The 15,776-nt window shown below is 61.5% G+C and carries 17 protein-coding genes; all 17 read left to right on the top strand.

Annotation, left to right across the window (positions count from 1 at the left end; translation table 11 throughout):
• The first annotated feature begins 505 nt into the window (after positions 1 to 505).
• Complete coding sequence (gene rpmH, locus AC0KXH_RS19600) at positions 506 to 640, top strand: 50S ribosomal protein L34 (protein ID WP_003290924.1); 135 nt, start codon at positions 506 to 508, stop codon at positions 638 to 640.
• Between the two features lie 14 nt (positions 641 to 654).
• Complete coding sequence (gene rnpA, locus AC0KXH_RS19595; RefSeq protein ID WP_269262913.1) at positions 655 to 1,050, top strand: ribonuclease P protein component; 396 nt, start codon at positions 655 to 657, stop codon at positions 1,048 to 1,050.
• A complete protein-coding gene (yidD, locus tag AC0KXH_RS19590) occupies positions 1,043 to 1,288 on the top strand; it encodes a membrane protein insertion efficiency factor YidD (RefSeq protein WP_074519951.1) in 246 nt (81 codons plus the stop codon). The genes rnpA and yidD overlap by 8 nt, the downstream gene beginning before the upstream one ends.
• Before the next feature lie 2 nt (positions 1,289 to 1,290).
• Positions 1,291 to 2,955, top strand: coding sequence for a membrane protein insertase YidC (gene yidC, locus AC0KXH_RS19585; RefSeq protein ID WP_488223912.1), 1,665 nt, complete (start codon positions 1,291 to 1,293; stop codon positions 2,953 to 2,955).
• A 72-nt stretch (positions 2,956 to 3,027) separates the two neighbouring features.
• A complete protein-coding gene (gene mnmE, locus AC0KXH_RS19580; protein WP_041110353.1) occupies positions 3,028 to 4,395 on the top strand; it encodes a tRNA uridine-5-carboxymethylaminomethyl(34) synthesis GTPase MnmE in 1,368 nt (455 codons plus the stop codon).
• Positions 4,396 to 4,819: 424 nt separating this feature from the next.
• On the top strand, positions 4,820 to 6,712 hold the full coding sequence (mnmG, locus tag AC0KXH_RS19575) for a tRNA uridine-5-carboxymethylaminomethyl(34) synthesis enzyme MnmG (protein ID WP_488223911.1): 1,893 nt from the start codon (positions 4,820 to 4,822) through the stop codon (positions 6,710 to 6,712).
• Positions 6,709 to 7,359, top strand: a complete 651-nt coding sequence (rsmG, locus tag AC0KXH_RS19570) for a 16S rRNA (guanine(527)-N(7))-methyltransferase RsmG (protein ID WP_439931898.1) — start codon at positions 6,709 to 6,711, stop codon at positions 7,357 to 7,359. The genes mnmG and rsmG overlap by 4 nt, the downstream gene beginning before the upstream one ends.
• 18 nt (positions 7,360 to 7,377) lie before the next feature.
• A complete protein-coding gene (locus tag AC0KXH_RS19565; RefSeq protein WP_041110350.1) occupies positions 7,378 to 8,166 on the top strand; it encodes a ParA family protein in 789 nt (262 codons plus the stop codon).
• 9 nt (positions 8,167 to 8,175) lie between these two features.
• Positions 8,176 to 9,048 (top strand): ParB/RepB/Spo0J family partition protein, encoded by an 873-nt coding sequence (locus AC0KXH_RS19560; protein WP_488223910.1) that lies wholly within the window; start codon positions 8,176 to 8,178, stop codon positions 9,046 to 9,048.
• A gap of 136 nt (positions 9,049 to 9,184) precedes the next feature.
• Entirely contained in the window at positions 9,185 to 9,583 is a 399-nt protein-coding gene (locus AC0KXH_RS19555; RefSeq protein ID WP_369806177.1) for a F0F1 ATP synthase subunit I, read from the top strand.
• A gap of 16 nt (positions 9,584 to 9,599) precedes the next feature.
• Complete coding sequence (atpB, locus tag AC0KXH_RS19550) at positions 9,600 to 10,472, top strand: F0F1 ATP synthase subunit A (RefSeq protein ID WP_041110348.1); 873 nt, start codon at positions 9,600 to 9,602, stop codon at positions 10,470 to 10,472.
• Positions 10,473 to 10,543: 71 nt separating this feature from the next.
• Positions 10,544 to 10,771 (top strand): F0F1 ATP synthase subunit C, encoded by a 228-nt coding sequence (gene atpE / locus AC0KXH_RS19545; protein WP_041110347.1) that lies wholly within the window; start codon positions 10,544 to 10,546, stop codon positions 10,769 to 10,771.
• 93 nt (positions 10,772 to 10,864) lie between these two features.
• Positions 10,865 to 11,335 carry a F0F1 ATP synthase subunit B gene (locus AC0KXH_RS19540; RefSeq protein ID WP_439931900.1) on the top strand — a complete coding sequence of 157 codons (471 nt, stop codon included), beginning with the start codon at positions 10,865 to 10,867 and terminating at the stop codon, positions 11,333 to 11,335.
• Positions 11,336 to 11,347: 12 nt separating this feature from the next.
• Positions 11,348 to 11,884, top strand: coding sequence for a F0F1 ATP synthase subunit delta (locus tag AC0KXH_RS19535; RefSeq protein ID WP_043222810.1), 537 nt, complete (start codon positions 11,348 to 11,350; stop codon positions 11,882 to 11,884).
• 15 nt (positions 11,885 to 11,899) lie between these two features.
• Positions 11,900 to 13,444, top strand: coding sequence for a F0F1 ATP synthase subunit alpha (gene atpA / locus AC0KXH_RS19530; protein ID WP_041110344.1), 1,545 nt, complete (start codon positions 11,900 to 11,902; stop codon positions 13,442 to 13,444).
• 50 nt (positions 13,445 to 13,494) lie between these two features.
• Positions 13,495 to 14,361: a F0F1 ATP synthase subunit gamma gene (atpG, locus tag AC0KXH_RS19525; RefSeq protein ID WP_041110343.1), complete on the top strand. Its 867-nt coding sequence runs from the start codon at positions 13,495 to 13,497 to the stop codon at positions 14,359 to 14,361.
• 30 nt (positions 14,362 to 14,391) lie between these two features.
• Positions 14,392 to 15,768, top strand: a complete 1,377-nt coding sequence (gene atpD, locus AC0KXH_RS19520) for a F0F1 ATP synthase subunit beta (protein ID WP_041110342.1) — start codon at positions 14,392 to 14,394, stop codon at positions 15,766 to 15,768.
• The last annotated feature ends 8 nt before the right edge of the window (positions 15,769 to 15,776 follow it).

Genomic DNA, 15,776 nt, shown 5'->3' with positions numbered 1-15,776 from the left:
GAACCACCTCGATCATCTGACGCAAGAAAGCGTGGATTGTACTCGCCACGCCTACTGTTATCCACAATGCGCCAGACAAAGTCCGAACCTTCCATCCAACGATGATCCAGGGAAATCTGTGGATAAAGCCGCCTTAGCGTTGTGTGTTAGCAGTAGGAAATGCACCTGCATAACCTGGGCTGTGCACAAATGCCTACTCCATCCACAGCTCCCGCAACGGGTGTGCAACGGAAACGAACCAGATCTGCACAAGGTTACGTTTCGCGGTAAGCCTTGCGGCGCTGGGCCTCGCAGTGGTTATCCACAGCGAGACGCCACGCTATACATAAACACAGCTTCTAGAAAACCTTTTCTTTCTTCTCTTCTTCTATTTCTAACCCCAGCTCAGCCAGTGGCTCTCGACGTACCGGTTGGAAATTGACCTGCACCCTTGGCTTCTCTACAATCGCCGGTCTCTTAAAAGGGGGCCATTCCGGCTCGCAACGAATCACCAGGTAACAGCATCATGAAACGCACTTTCCAACCCAGCACCATCAAGCGCGCTCGTACCCATGGTTTCCGTGCCCGCATGGCTACCAAGAATGGTCGTCAGGTTCTGTCGCGTCGCCGCGCCAAGGGCCGTAAGCGCCTGACCGTCTGAACCTGCTTGAGGTGGTGAGTCGAGGCTTCGGCCGGGAAAAGCGTCTGCTGCGTCCCGACCAGTTCAAAGCGGTCTTCGACTCCTCCACCAGCAAGGCAACGGGTCACAACGTTCTGCTGCTGGCCCGGGGGAACGATCTTGCGTTTCCTCGACTGGGTCTGGTGATCGGCAAGAAGAGTGTCAAACTCTCGGTCGAACGCAATCGCATCAAACGCCAGATTCGGGAAAGCTTTCGCCTTCATCAGGCCGAGCTGAGTGGCTGGGATCTGGTCATCGTCGCTCGCAAGGGGCTCGCCGACCTGGATAATCAGGAGTTGGCCCGGCAGTTCGCCAAGCTCTGGCGCAAGCTGCTCAAGCAGCAGTCGCGAGCCGCTGACGGAGCGGATAAAGCCAATGACTCCAATGCGTAAATTGGCCACCGCCCCCATCAAGCTCTATCGCTATGCCATCAGCCCGATGATGGCCAGCCACTGTCGCTTCTATCCCACTTGCTCCTGCTACGCACTCGAAGCCATCGAACAACATGGCCTCATGCGTGGTGGATGGCTTGCGCTATGCCGGTTGGGGCGTTGCCATCCCTGGAACCCGGGCGGTTACGACCCGGTTCCTCCTCCCAAAACTTCCAATTCCTCTTCGATGGCCGAGTAACCATGGATATCAAACGCTCGATCCTGCTCGTCGCCCTGGCAGTCGTCGCCTATCTCCTGGTTCTGCAATGGAACCAGGACTACGGCCAGACCGCACTGCCGAGCACGACGTCTACGACCCAGTCATCCACGCCGGCACTGCCCGAAACGTCCTCGAGCCCTGCCGCGGCGACCGATGTTCCGTCGGTCGCCAACCGCCAGCCGGAACAGAGCCTGGCCGCCGCGCAGCCAAGCCAGCAGTTGATCCGTGTGCGTACCGACGTGCTGGAGGTCGCCATCGACCCTCGCGGTGGCGATATCGTCGAGCTACTGCTGACGCAGTATCCGCGCCGTCAGGATCGTCCGGACGTTCCGTTCCAGCTGTTTGAGCGCAGTGGCGAGCGTACCTATGAAGCGCAGAGCGGACTGATCGGCGATGGCCCGGATCAGGCCAACGGTCGGCCGTTGTACAGCAGTGCCAAAACGCAGTACACACTGGACGAAGGCCAGGAACAGCTTGTCGTTGACCTGACCTACAGTGCCGATGGGGTCAACTACACCAAGCGCTTTACCTTCGAGCGCGGTGACTACGACCTGGGCGTGCGTTACCTGATCGATAACCAGAGCAACGAGCCCTGGACCGGCTACCTGTTCGGGCAGCTCAAGCGCGACAACAGCAGCGACCCGTCGTCGAGCACCGCGACCGGCACCGCGACCTATCTCGGCGCGGCGATGTGGACCAAGGAAGACTCCTACCGCAAGATTTCCCGCGGCGACATGGACGACAAGAGCCTGCGTGAAACCGTTCAGGGCGGTTGGATCGCCTGGTTGCAGCACTATTTCGTCACCGCCTGGATTCCGCAGCCTGACGACACCACCCAGGTGCAGACGCGCAAGGACAGCCAGGGTAACTACATCATTGGTTTTACCGGTCCCGCGGTGACGGTTGCCCCTGGCACCCAGGGCGAAACCGCCGCAACCCTGTACGCCGGTCCGAAGATTCAGGGCAAGCTCGAAGAGCTCGCACCCGGCCTGCGCCTGACCGTCGACTACGGCATCCTCTGGTTTATCGCTCAGCCGATCTTCTGGCTGCTCAGCACCATCCACTCGCTGCTGGGTAATTGGGGCTGGTCGATCATCGTGCTGACCCTGATCATCAAGCTGGCATTCTTCCCGCTGTCGGCGGCCAGCTACAAGTCGATGGCGCGCATGCGAGCCGTATCGCCCAAGATGCAGGCGTTGAAGGAGCAGTTCGGCGACGACCGTCAGAAGATGTCGCAGGCGATGATGGAGCTCTACAAGAAGGAGCGCATCAACCCGTTGGGTGGTTGCCTGCCGATCCTTGTACAGATGCCGGTGTTCCTTGCACTCTACTGGGTGCTGCTGGAAAGCGTGGAAATGCGCCAGGCGCCGTGGATGTTCTGGATCACCGACCTGTCGATCAAGGATCCCTACTTCATCCTGCCGATCATCATGGGCGTGACCATGTTCCTGCAGCAGCAGTTGAACCCGACGCCGCCGGATCCGATGCAAGCCAAGGTGATGAAGCTGTTGCCGATCATCTTCACCTTCTTCTTCCTCTGGTTCCCGGCCGGTCTGGTGCTGTACTGGGTGGTCAACAACGTCCTGTCGATCGCACAGCAGTGGTACATTACCCGGCGGATCGAGGCGTCCGGCAAGACTGCCTGACCGTACCGAAAGCCAGCAAAACGCCCCTTGATTGGGGCGTTTTGCTATCCAGCCCTTTTTTGGAGGAGCGTCATGAGCCACGTTCGCGAAACCATTGCCGCCGTCGCCACCGCGCCTGGCCGAGGTGGTGTGGGCATCGTTCGGGTCTCGGGCCCGCGGGCGAAGCCGATCGCCATTACCCTCACCGGCAAGGAACCCATCGCGCGACATGCGCACTACGGCCCCTTCCACGATGACGTAGGCGAAGTCATCGACGAGGGAATCATGCTGTTCTTCCCGGGGCCGCATTCGTTCACCGGCGAAGATGTACTCGAGCTACAGGGGCATGGCGGCCCGGTAGTCCTGGACATGCTCCTGCAGCGCTGCCTGGAGCTAGGCGCTCGGCCTGCCAGGCCCGGCGAATTCAGCGAACGCGCATTTCTAAATGACAAACTGGACCTGGCACAGGCCGAAGCCATCGCAGACTTGATCGAGGCCAGCTCGGCACAGGCTGCGCGCAACGCGGTGCGCTCGTTGCAAGGTGAGTTCTCCCGACGGGTGCACCAGCTGGTCGAGCAGCTGATCGCCTTGCGGATATACGTCGAAGCCGCCATCGATTTTCCGGAAGAAGAAATAGACTTTCTCGCCGACGGCCATGTGCTGACCGAACTGCAGGAACTGCAACGATCACTGTCGCAGGTGCTGCGCGAAGCGGGACAGGGCGCGTTGCTGCGCGACGGCATGACGGTGGTCATCGCCGGCCGGCCCAATGCGGGCAAATCGAGCCTGCTCAATGCGCTGGCAGGCCGTGAGGCAGCCATTGTCACTGACATCGCCGGCACCACCCGCGACGTGTTGCGCGAGCACATTGTGATCGACGGTATGCCGCTGCACGTGATCGATACGGCCGGCCTGCGTGAAACGGACGACCAGGTCGAGCGGATCGGGGTGCAGCGAGCACTGGGCGCGATCGAGCAGGCCGACCGCGTGTTGCTGGTCGTCGACGCAAGCGCTCCGGAGGCCGCCGATCCGGCTTCCCTCTGGCCCGAGTTCCTCGACTGCCAGCCGCCGCACGGCAAGGTCACCGTGATCCGCAACAAGATCGATCTGACCGGGGAGTCGGCACTGCTACGCCTGGCTGACGACGGCCAGGCTACGGTCGCCATGTCGGTACGCGAGGGAGAGGGGTTGGAGCTGCTGCGCGAGCACCTGAAGGCCTGCATGGGCTTCGACCAGACGGCGGAAAGCAGCTTCAGCGCACGCCGCCGGCACCTGCAGGCATTGCATCTGGCCGACGAGCACCTGCGGCATGGCGGCGAGCAACTGGTTGGCGCGGGCGCCGGCGAGCTGCTGGCCGAGGATCTGCGATTGGCGCAGCAGGCGCTTGGCGAAATCACCGGAGCCTTCAGCTCGGATGATTTGCTTGGCCGGATCTTCTCGAGTTTTTGCATCGGCAAATAGCCGGTCGCCCGGGTGAGCGGGGCCGGGCAACGGCCCGCCGCTCCTGCAGGAGCCTTGTAGATAACTGGCCCTGAACACCGTCGATAAGCCTGTTGGCAACATGGTCGCCCACCTGCTTGTGGATAACGAGGTGTTTTACCCACAAGCCGTCAACCGGCTCCCCCCAATTCCCACGCAGATACCGCACAGAGTTTCTGAACGCTGGAAACCTAGTCCTGCGTGGTCTGTAATAGGTTATCCACAGAAAGCGGGTTCAGTATAAGTAAACATATAAACAAGCTTTTCTTCTCACTGACTTGCTTATTCATTTTTGGCCACAGGCGTCCCTTTGGTCATTTTTTGTGCAGAGCCCTTCATTCGAGCCTGCTAACTCCCTATACTTCGCGGCCTTCCCAGATCCCAACTCAACAGGCACGAGGTGCGTGTGGATTTCCCTTCCCGGTTCGACGTGATCGTCATAGGCGGTGGCCATGCCGGCACCGAGGCAGCCCTGGCCGCTGCGCGCATGGGCGTGAAGACCCTGCTGTTGACGCACAACGTCGAGACACTCGGACAGATGAGCTGCAACCCCGCGATCGGCGGTATCGGCAAGAGTCATCTGGTCAAGGAAATCGATGCGCTCGGCGGCGCCATGGCGACAGCCACCGACAAGGGCGGTATCCAATTCCGCATCCTCAACAGCCGCAAGGGCCCGGCTGTGCGCGCCACGCGTGCGCAGGCCGATCGGATCCTGTACAAGGCTGCCGTGCGGGAAATCCTGGAAAACCAGACCAACCTGTGGATATTTCAGCAGGCGGCGGACGACCTGGTTGTCGAGCAGGACCAGGTCAAGGGTGTCGTGACACAGATGGGCCTGCGTTTCCTCGCGGACAACGTTGTTCTGACGACCGGGACCTTTCTCGGCGGACTTATCCACATCGGGTTGCAGAACTATTCGGGAGGACGCGCCGGTGATCCCCCTTCGCTCGCCCTGGCACGTCGCTTGCGGGAGCTGCCGCTGCGTGTCGGTCGTCTGAAGACCGGTACACCACCGCGCATCGACGGGCGCAGCGTGGATTTTTCGCAGATGACCGAGCAGCCGGGCGACACGCCGCTGCCGGTGATGTCGTTCCTCGGCTCGCGCGAGCAACATCCGCCGCAGGTCAGCTGCTGGATCACCCATACCAACGCTCGCACCCACGAGATCATTGCCAGCAACCTGGATCGGTCGCCCATGTATTCCGGTGTGATCGAAGGCATCGGCCCGCGTTATTGCCCATCGATCGAAGACAAGATCCATCGCTTCGCCGACAAGGACAGCCATCAGGTTTTCCTCGAACCCGAAGGGCTGACGACGCACGAGCTGTATCCCAATGGCATCTCCACTTCGCTGCCGTTCGACGTGCAGCTTGAGATCGTCCGCAGCATTCGTGGCATGGAGAACGCGCATATCGTTCGTCCGGGCTACGCCATCGAATATGACTATTTCGATCCGCGAGACCTGAAGTACAGCCTGGAAACCAAGGTAATCGGTGGGCTTTTCTTCGCCGGGCAGATCAATGGCACCACCGGCTACGAAGAGGCTGGCGCTCAGGGGCTGCTGGCCGGTGCCAATGCAGCGCTGCGGGCGCAGGGGCGTGAAGCCTGGTGCCCGCGTCGTGACGAGGCCTACCTCGGTGTGCTGGTCGATGACCTGATCACGCTCGGCACGCAAGAGCCCTATCGCATGTTTACCTCGCGCGCTGAGTACCGCCTGATCCTGCGCGAGGACAATGCCGATCTGCGCCTGACCGAAAAGGGACGCGAACTGGGCCTCGTGGATGACATCCGCTGGGCAGCGTTTTGCGCCAAGCGCGAAGGCATCGAGCGCGAGGAGCAGCGACTGAAGAGCACCTGGGTGCGGCCCGGCAGCGCGGAGGGCACCGCGATCGCCGAGCGTTTCGGTAGCCCCCTGGTGCGTGAGTACAACCTGCTCAACCTGCTGGCGCGGCCGGAAATCGACTACGCCAGCCTCATCGAACTGACCGGCGATGCCAGCGCCGATCCGCAGGTGGCCGAGCAGGTGGAGATCAGCACCAAGTACGCAGGCTACATCGAGCGCCAGCGCGACGAGATCGAGCGTTTGCGCGCCAGCGAGAACATCGCACTGCCGGTCGACCTGGACTACCCCTCGATCTCCGGTCTGTCGAAGGAAATCCAGCACAAGCTTTCGCAGGCCCGCCCGCAGACGCTGGGCCAGGCCTCGCGTATCCCAGGGGTGACCCCGGCGGCGGTTTCACTGCTGATGATCCACCTGAAAAAGCGTGGTGCCGGACAACAGCTGGAGCAGAGCGCGTGAGCGAGGCGGTGACCCGAAGCCATGCCGAAGAGCTGGTCGCCGGTGCCCATGAACTGGGCATAGCGCTGTCCGAGCAACAGCAGCGGCAGTTGCTCGACTATCTGGCGCTGCTGATCAAGTGGAACAAGGCCTACAACCTGACGGCCATCCGTGATCCGGACGAGATGGTTTCGCGCCACTTGCTCGACAGCCTGAGCGTGGTCCGCTATGTCGCCGAAGGTGGCGATCGCTGGCTAGATGTTGGCAGCGGCGGCGGCATGCCAGGTATACCGCTGGCCATCATGTTTCCCGAGCGGCGCTTCGTGCTGCTCGACTCCAACGGCAAGAAGACGCGCTTTCTCACCCAGGTAAAGCTAGAGCTTGGGCTGGGCAATCTCGAAGTGGTCCATGAGCGGGTCGAACGCTACCGTCCGGAGCAACCGTTCGCGGGGATCAGCTCACGGGCGTTCAGCGCGCTGGCCGATTTCGCTGACTGGACCCGCCACTTGGGCGACACCGACACGCGCTGGCTGGCGATGAAGGGTGTGCATCCGGAGGACGAACTGCAGGCGCTACCCGCGGACTTCGAACTGGAGCGTTGTCATGTGCTGCAGGTTCCAGGTTGCCAAGGCCAGCGCCATCTGCTGATACTGCGCCGCATTTCATGACCCTGGACAGACGCTGACATGGCCCGTGTATTCGCCATCGCCAACCAGAAGGGTGGTGTCGCCAAGACCACCACCTGCATCAACCTGGCGGCCTCGCTGGTAGCCACGCGTCGTCGTGTCCTGCTGATCGACCTCGACCCGCAGGGCAACGCCACCACTGGCAGTGGTGTGGACAAGCTCAACCTGGAGCACTCGATCTACGACGTGCTCATCGGCGACTGCAGCCTGGTCGATGCGATGCAGTTCTCCGAGCATGGCGGCTACCAGCTGTTGCCGGCCAACCGCGATCTCACCGCGGCCGAGGTCGATCTGCTCAAGCTGCCGACCAAGGAGCATCGCCTGCGCGAGGCGCTGGCGCCGGTGCGCGAAAACTACGATTACATCCTCATCGACTGCCCGCCTTCGCTGTCGATGCTGACGGTCAACGCGCTGGCCGCCGCCGACGGGGTGATCATTCCGATGCAATGCGAGTACTACGCGCTCGAAGGGCTGACCGATCTGGTCGACTCGATTCAGCGCATCGGTCGGGCACTCAATCCGAGCCTGACGATCGAAGGCCTGCTGCGTACCATGTACGACCCGCGCAGCAGCCTGACCAACGATGTTTCCGAGCAGCTGCGCACGCATTTCGGCGACAAACTCTACGACACCGTCATCCCGCGCAATGTGCGCCTGGCCGAAGCGCCCAGCCATGGCATGCCGGCTCTGGTGTACGACAAGCAATCGAAGGGCGCACAGGCCTATCTGGCGCTCGCCGGCGAGTTGTCCCGTCGCCAGCGCAAGGCAGCACGCAGCGCCCTCGCATAAGGAATTTTCATGGCGACCAAGAAAAGAGGCCTGGGACGCGGACTGGACGCCTTGCTTGGCGGTGCCAGCGTCACGACGCTACAGGAACAGGCGGTCAAGGCCGATAGCCGAGAACTGCAGCATCTGCCGCTGGAATTGATCCAGCGCGGCAAGTACCAGCCGCGACGCGACATGGATCCGGCCGCGCTGGAGGAGCTGGCCAGCTCGATCCGTGCCCAGGGCGTGATGCAACCGATCGTCGTGCGCGCGATCGACGGCGGCCGCTTCGAGATCATCGCGGGCGAACGTCGTTGGCGCGCCAGCCAGCAGGCAGGCCTGGAAAAGATCCCGGCGATGGTGCGTGACGTTCCTGACGAAGCGGCGATCGCCATGGCGCTGATTGAAAACATCCAGCGCGAGGACCTCAATCCGATCGAAGAGGCCATTGCCCTGCAGCGCTTGCAGCAGGAATTCCAGCTGACCCAGCAACAGGTCGCCGACGCCGTGGGTAAATCGCGGGTTTCGGTAAGCAACCTGTTGCGCCTGATCGGCCTGCCCGAAGAGATCAAGACTCTGCTCGCGCATGGCGATCTGGAAATGGGCCACGCCCGGGCGCTGCTCGGCCTGCCAGCCGAGCAGCAGGTGGAAGGGGCGCGGCACGTTGTCGCACGCGGCCTGACGGTACGTCAGACCGAAGCGCTGGTCCGCCAGTGGCTCAACGGCAAGGAAGCACCAAAGGAGGCACCGAAGCCGGATCCCGACATCAGCCGTCTGGAACAGCGGCTGGCCGAGCGGCTGGGCTCTCCGGTGCAGATTCGCCACGGGGCCAAGGGCAAGGGGGAGCTGGTGATTCGCTATAGCTCGCTCGATGAGCTGCAGGGCGTGCTGGCTCACATTCGTTGATACAAAATTTTTGTAGTGCCGGTCGGAAATAACTACCGGATAGTTGAACCGGTGGGGCCCTGCTCCTATACTCGCCGCGCTTTTTTGGGACTGCAGCCAGCAGCCAGGCGCATCTCGATACCGCGGTGGAATGCCGGTGAACATACGTAACAGGACACCCTTCCACCGTCAGCCAGCATTTCGAGGACTGCTCGTCCAGGCCGTTGCGGCCTTGGTCGGCACGCTGGCTTGCGGTGTTGTGTTTGGAGTCGTCGCCGGATACTCGGCGCTGCTCGGCGGCCTGATCGCCCTGTCGGCGAATGCGTATTTTGCGTACAAGGCCTTTCGTTACTTTGGCGCGCGTTCGACCCGGGCGATCGTCCAGTCCTTCTGGGCTGGAGAGATGGGAAAACAGATTCTGGCAGCAGCGCTCTTTGCGCTGGTGTTCGTGGGAGTACGACCGCTGGAGCCGGTTGCCTTGTTTGCCGGCTACGTGCTGGTGCTGGGCACCTCCGCGAGCGCACTCCTGCTGCTGAAAAACAATCCGAAGCATTGAGTATTGAGGCGCGCATATGGCGAGTACCCCGGCTGAATATATCCAGCATCACCTGCAGAACCTGACCTACGGCAAACTGCCTGCCGGTTACGAACGCGCTGATGGCTCCGTGCTCGACCAGGCTACCTGGACGATCGCCCAGACCGGCGCCGAGGCTCGTGAAATGGGCTTCATGGCGGTGCACCTGGACACTCTGGGCTGGTCGGTCCTGATGGGCCTGATCTTCATCCTCGTGTTCCGCTCCGCGGCCAAGTCCGCCACCTCCGGTGTGCCCGGCAAGCTGCAGAATCTCGTCGAGATGTGCGTCGAGTTCGTCGAGGGCGTGGTCAAGGACACTTTCCACGGTCGCAACCCGGTGATCGCACCGCTGGCGCTGACCATCTTCGTCTGGGTGTTCCTGATGAACAGCCTGAAGTGGATTCCGGTCGACTACATCCCGGGCATCGCCCATCTGGCTGGCCTGCCGGCCTTCAAGATCGTTCCGACCGCCGACCCGAACGGCACCTTCGGCCTGTCGCTCGGCGTGTTCATTCTGATTCTGTTCTACAGCTTCAAGGTCAAGGGCTTTGGCGGCTTCACCAAGGAACTGGCGTTCACCCCGTTCAACCACTGGTCGCTGGTGCCGTTCAACCTGTTCCTCGAGATCCTCGGTCTGCTGACCAAGCCGCTGAGCCTGGCTCTGCGACTGTTCGGCAACATGTACGCTGGTGAGGTGGTATTCATCCTCATCGCGCTGCTGCCGTTCTACGTGCAGTGGACCCTGAACGTACCGTGGGCGATCTTCCATATCCTGGTGATCCCGCTGCAGGCGTTCATCTTCATGGTCCTGACCGTGGTGTACCTCAGCTCTGCGCATGAAGACCACAGTCATGCCGAGTTGACCCCGTAAGGAACGTCCGGCCAACGCTAGTCCGCTTTACCCAACAAACCTTAAACCCCCCTTAGCTTCAGGAGCTTTACATGGAACTCGTCTACATCGCCGCTTCCCTCATGATCGGTCTGGGTGCTCTGGGCACCGGCATCGGCTTCGCCCTGCTGGGTGGCAAGCTGCTGGAATCCACTGCTCGTCAGCCTGAGCTGGCTCCGCAGCTGCAAACCAAGACCTTCCTGATGGCCGGCCTGCTCGACGCCGTACCGATGATCGGCGTTGGTATCGCGATGTACCTCATCTTCGTTGTCGCCGGTTAATCATTTTTCCGGTTTGAGATGGGGTTCGCCGGGCGAGCCCCGTCGCCGTGGAATGACTCCCGCGTTGAACGAGATAGCACGAGGTAAATCGCTGTGAACATTAACTTGACGCTGTTCGGTCAAACGCTCGCCTTCGCTATCTTCGTCTGGTTCTGCATGAAGTTCGTCTGGCCGCCTATCACGGCCGCCATGAACGCACGCCAGAAGAAGATCGCCGAGGGGCTGGATGCGGCAGGCCGTGCGCAGCAAGACCTGAAACTGGCTCAGGAAAAGGTGTCCAACACCCTCCGTGAGACCAAGGAGCAGGCTGCCCTGATCCTCGAGCAGGCGAACAAGCACGCCAATGCGATCATCGAGGAAGCCAAGCAGCAAGCCCGTGCCGAGGGTGAGCGGCTGGTAGCCGGCGCCCGCGCCGAGATCGAACAGGAAGTGAACCGTGCCAGGGACCAACTGCGCAGTCAGGTCGCGGCGCTTGCCGTAGCCGGTGCGGAGAAGATCCTGGAGTCCCAGGTGGACGCCAAGGTACACAACGAACTGGTCGAAAAACTGGCCTCCCAACTCTAAGCGAGGCAAGCGATGATCAATACCCAGACGCTTGCTCGGCCTTACGCGAAAGCCGCTTTCGAGTTTGCCAGCTCGGTCGACCAGACTCAGGCCTGGTCGAAAATGCTGAATCTGGCCGCCGTCGCTGTAGAAGTCCCCGAAGTCGATGCATTGCTCAACGATCCGCGCCTGACTAGCGATAGCAAGGTCGAGGCGCTGGTACGTGTGCTGGGCAACGACGCGGACGAAGCGTTCCGCAATTTCGTCAGGACCCTGGGCGAGAACGATCGCCTGGCCGTTCTGCCGACCGTGTGGGAGCTGTACGAGGACATCAAGGCGCAAGCCGAGAAAACGCTCGATGCAGAAGTCGAAACTGCCTACGAGCTCAGCAACGAGCAACTCCAAACCTTGGCTGCCGCCCTGTCCAAGCGGCTAGATCGCACCGTCAACCTCCAGCAGGCCGTGAATCCTGCATTGATCGGCGGCGTGGTCATCCGCGCTGGCGACGTGGTTGTCGACGGTTCGGTTCGCGGCAAACTGAGCCAGTTGGCCGAATCGTTGAAATCCTGATTTGAGGGTCATGGCATGCAGCAACTGAATCCTTCCGAGATTAGTGAAATCATCAAGCAGCGCATCGATAGCTCGAATGTCGCCGCTCAAGCCCGTAACGAGGGCACCGTCGTCAGCGTGTCTGACGGCATCGTACGTATCTACGGTCTGGCCGACGTCATGTACGGCGAAATGATCGAGTTCCCTGGTGGCATCTACGGCATGGCGCTGAACCTGGAGCAGGACTCCGTCGGTGCCGTGGTTCTGGGTAACTACCTGGGCCTGACCGAAGGCATGAGCGCCAAGTGCACCGGCCGTATCCTCGAGGTTCCGGTCGGTCCGGAGCTGCTGGGTCGTGTCGTCGACGCACTGGGCAACCCGATCGACGGCAAAGGTCCGATCAACGCCAAGCTCACCGATGCGGTCGAGAAGGTCGCGCCGGGCGTGATCTGGCGTAAGTCGGTCGACCAGCCGGTACAGACCGGTTACAAGTCGGTCGACGCCATGATCCCGGTCGGCCGTGGTCAGCGCGAGCTGATCATCGGTGACCGTCAGATCGGTAAGACCGCTCTGGCGATCGACGCGATCATCAACCAGAAGAACAGCGGCATCCGCTGCGTCTACGTGGCCATCGGTCAGAAGCAGTCGACCATCGCCAACGTCGTACGCAAGCTGGAAGAGCATGGCGCCCTGGCCAATACCATCATCGTTGCCGCCTCGGCTTCCGAGTCCGCCGCGCTGCAGTACCTGGCACCCTATGCCGGTTGCACCATGGGCGAGTACTTCCGCGACCGCGGTGAAGACGCGCTGATCGTCTATGACGATCTGTCCAAGCAGGCCGTGGCCTACCGCCAGATCTCCCTGCTGCTGCGCCGTCCGCCGGGACGTGAAGCCTACCCGGGCGACGTGTTCTATCTCCATAGCCGTCTGCTGGAGCGTGCTTCGCGCGTATCCGAAGAGTATGTCGAGAAGTTCACCAATGGCGCCGTGACGGGCAAGACCGGTTCGCTGACCGCGCTGCCGATCATCGAGACCCAGGCCGGCGACGTGTCCGCGTTCGTTCCGACCAACGTGATCTCGATCACCGACGGCCAGATCTTCCTCGAGTCCGCCATGTTCAACTCGGGTATCCGTCCGGCGGTCAACGCCGGTATCTCGGTATCCCGTGTCGGTGGTGCGGCGCAGACCAAGATCATCAAGAAGCTGTCCGGCGGGATTCGTACCGCACTGGCCCAGTACCGTGAACTGGCTGCGTTCGCGCAGTTCGCATCGGACCTGGACGAGGCGACCCGCAAGCAGCTCGAGCATGGTCAACGCGTCACCGAGCTGATGAAGCAGAAGCAATACGCGCCGATGTCCATTGCCGACATGTCCGTGTCGCTGTACGCCGCCGAGCGTGGTTTCCTGACCGACGTGCCGGTAGCCAAGGTTGGCGCCTTCGAGCAGGCCCTGATCGCCTACTTCAACCGCGAGTTCGCCGACCTGATGGCGAAGATCAACGTGAAGGGCGACTTCAACGACGAAATCGATGCAGGCCTGAAGGCCGGCGTCGAGAAGTTCAAGGCCACGCAGAGCTGGTAAGCCGCAGCGGGAGCCTCAGGGCTCCCGCCTGCTAACCCGAAAGGTGTCAAATGGCAGGCGCAAAAGAGATTCGCAGCAAGATTGCGAGCATCAAAAGCACGCAGAAGATCACCAGCGCCATGGAAAAGGTGGCGGTCAGCAAGATGCGCAAGGCACAGATGCGCATGGCTGCCAGCCGTCCCTACGCGGAGCGGATCCGGCAGGTGATTGGCCATCTGGCCAACGCCAACCCCGAGTACCGTCATCCGTTCATGGTGGAGCGTCCGGTCAAGCGTGTCGGTTACATCGTCGTGTCGTCCGATCGCGGTCTGTGCGGTGGCCTGAACATCAACCTGTTCAAGGCACTGATTCGCAGCATGAAGGAATGGCACGACCAGAAGGTCGAGGCCGACCTGTGCGTCATCGGCAACAAGGGTGCGAGCTTTTTCCGTAGCTTCGGTGGCAACGTCGTCGCGGCGATCGGCAACCTGGGCGAAGAGCCGTCGGTCAACGACCTGGTCGGCAGCGTCAAGGTCATGCTGGACGCCTTCAACGAGGGCCGGCTGGACCGCTTGTACCTGGTCTCCAACAAGTTCATCAACACCATGACCCAGAAGCCGACGATCGATCAGCTTCTGCCACTGGCTGAAGTCGAAGACGCACAGGCAGTGAAGAAGGGTCAGTGGGACTACCTCTACGAGCCGGATGCCCAGCAGCTGCTGGATGCCCTGCTGGTTCGCTTCATCGAGTCCCAGGTCTACCAGGCGGTAGTTGAGAACGGCGCAGCCGAGCAGGCCGCGCGGATGATCGCCATGAAGAACGCAACCGACAACGCCGGTGATCTGATCAGCGATTTGCAGCTGGTCTACAACAAGGCCCGTCAGGCTGCGATCACTCAGGAAATCTCGGAAATCGTCGGCGGCGCTGCCGCGGTTTAAGAACGGTTCAAATATTCAGAGGAACCAAACATGAGTAGCGGACGTATCGTTCAAATCATCGGCGCCGTTATCGACGTGGAGTTTCCGCGCGATCAGGTGCCGAACGTCTATGACGCGCTGAAAGTACAAGGCGCGGAAACCACCCTGGAAGTCCAGCAGCAGCTGGGCGACGGCATCGTCCGTTCCATCGCCATGGGTTCGACCGAAGGCCTCAAGCGTGGCCTGGACGTCACCAACACCGGCGAAGCCATCTCCGTCCCGGTCGGCAAGGCGACCCTGGGCCGTATCATGGACGTGCTGGGCAACCCGATCGACGAAGCCGGTCCCATCGGTGAAGAAGAGCGCTGGACCATCCACCGCGCTGCCCCTTCCTATGCCGAACAAGCCGGCGGTAACGACCTGCTGGAAACCGGTATCAAGGTAATCGACCTGGTCTGCCCGTTCGCCAAGGGCGGTAAGGTCGGTCTGTTCGGTGGTGCCGGTGTCGGCAAGACCGTGAACATGATGGAACTGATCCGTAACATCGCCATGGAGCACAGCGGTTATTCCGTGTTCGCTGGTGTGGGTGAGCGTACTCGTGAGGGTAACGACTTCTACCACGAGATGAAGGACTCCAACGTTCTCGACAAGGTTGCCCTGGTCTACGGCCAGATGAACGAGCCGCCAGGAAACCGTCTGCGCGTGGCGCTGACCGGCCTGACCATGGCCGAGAAGTTCCGTGACGAAGGCCGTGACGTTCTGCTGTTCGTCGACAACATCTACCGTTACACCCTGGCCGGTACCGAAGTGTCGGCACTGCTGGGCCGTATGCCGTCCGCGGTGGGTTACCAGCCGACGCTGGCCGAAGAGATGGGCGTTCTGCAGGAGCGCATCACGTCGACCAAGACCGGTTCGATTACCTCCGTGCAGGCTGTCTACGTTCCCGCGGACGACCTGACCGACCCGAGCCCGGCGACCACCTTCGCCCACCTCGACGCCACCGTCGTACTGTCGCGTGACATCGCCTCCCTGGGTATCTACCCGGCGGTCGACCCGCTCGACTCGACTTCCCGGCAGCTGGATCCGCTGGTCATCGGCCAGGAGCACTACGACACCGCTCGCGGCGTTCAGTACGTGCTGCAGCGCTACAAGGAGCTGAAGGACATCATCGCCATCCTCGGTATGGACGAACTGTCCGAGCAGGACAAGCAGCTGGTATCCCGCGCACGTAAGATCCAGCGTTTCCTGTCCCAGCCGTTCTTCGTGGCCGAAGTCTTCACCGGTTCGCCGGGCAAGTACGTGCCGCTGAAGGAAACCATCCGTGGTTTCGCCGGCATCCTCAATGGCGACTACGATCACCTGCCCGAGCAGGCGTTCTACATGGTCGGTTCCATTGACGAAGCCATCGAGAAGGCCAAGAAACTGTAACTGGCGCG

This window comes from Stutzerimonas sp. CXK-1, from assembly GCF_057738225.1.
The sequence above is the reverse complement of the archived record's forward strand: the minus strand, read 5'-3'. Positions and strand labels throughout refer to the sequence as shown.

Excerpts from the sequence above, each read along its gene's own strand:
- AC0KXH_RS19560 (WP_488223910.1), top strand. The coding sequence starts at position 8,176 with ATGGCGACCAAGAAAAGAGGCCTGGGACGCGGACTGGACGCCTTGCTT.
- atpG (WP_041110343.1), top strand. The coding sequence starts at position 13,495 with ATGGCAGGCGCAAAAGAGATTCGCAGCAAGATTGCGAGCATCAAAAGC.
- AC0KXH_RS19565 (WP_041110350.1), top strand. The coding sequence starts at position 7,378 with ATGGCCCGTGTATTCGCCATCGCCAACCAGAAGGGTGGTGTCGCCAAG.
- AC0KXH_RS19535 (WP_043222810.1), top strand. The coding sequence starts at position 11,348 with ATGATCAATACCCAGACGCTTGCTCGGCCTTACGCGAAAGCCGCTTTC.
- rpmH (WP_003290924.1), top strand. The coding sequence starts at position 506 with ATGAAACGCACTTTCCAACCCAGCACCATCAAGCGCGCTCGTACCCAT.
- atpB (WP_041110348.1), top strand. The coding sequence starts at position 9,600 with ATGGCGAGTACCCCGGCTGAATATATCCAGCATCACCTGCAGAACCTG.
- atpE (WP_041110347.1), top strand. The coding sequence starts at position 10,544 with ATGGAACTCGTCTACATCGCCGCTTCCCTCATGATCGGTCTGGGTGCT.
- atpA (WP_041110344.1), top strand. The coding sequence starts at position 11,900 with ATGCAGCAACTGAATCCTTCCGAGATTAGTGAAATCATCAAGCAGCGC.
- mnmE (WP_041110353.1), top strand. The coding sequence starts at position 3,028 with ATGAGCCACGTTCGCGAAACCATTGCCGCCGTCGCCACCGCGCCTGGC.
- yidD (WP_074519951.1), top strand. The coding sequence starts at position 1,043 with ATGCGTAAATTGGCCACCGCCCCCATCAAGCTCTATCGCTATGCCATC.
- atpD (WP_041110342.1), top strand. The coding sequence starts at position 14,392 with ATGAGTAGCGGACGTATCGTTCAAATCATCGGCGCCGTTATCGACGTG.
- yidC (WP_488223912.1), top strand. The coding sequence starts at position 1,291 with ATGGATATCAAACGCTCGATCCTGCTCGTCGCCCTGGCAGTCGTCGCC.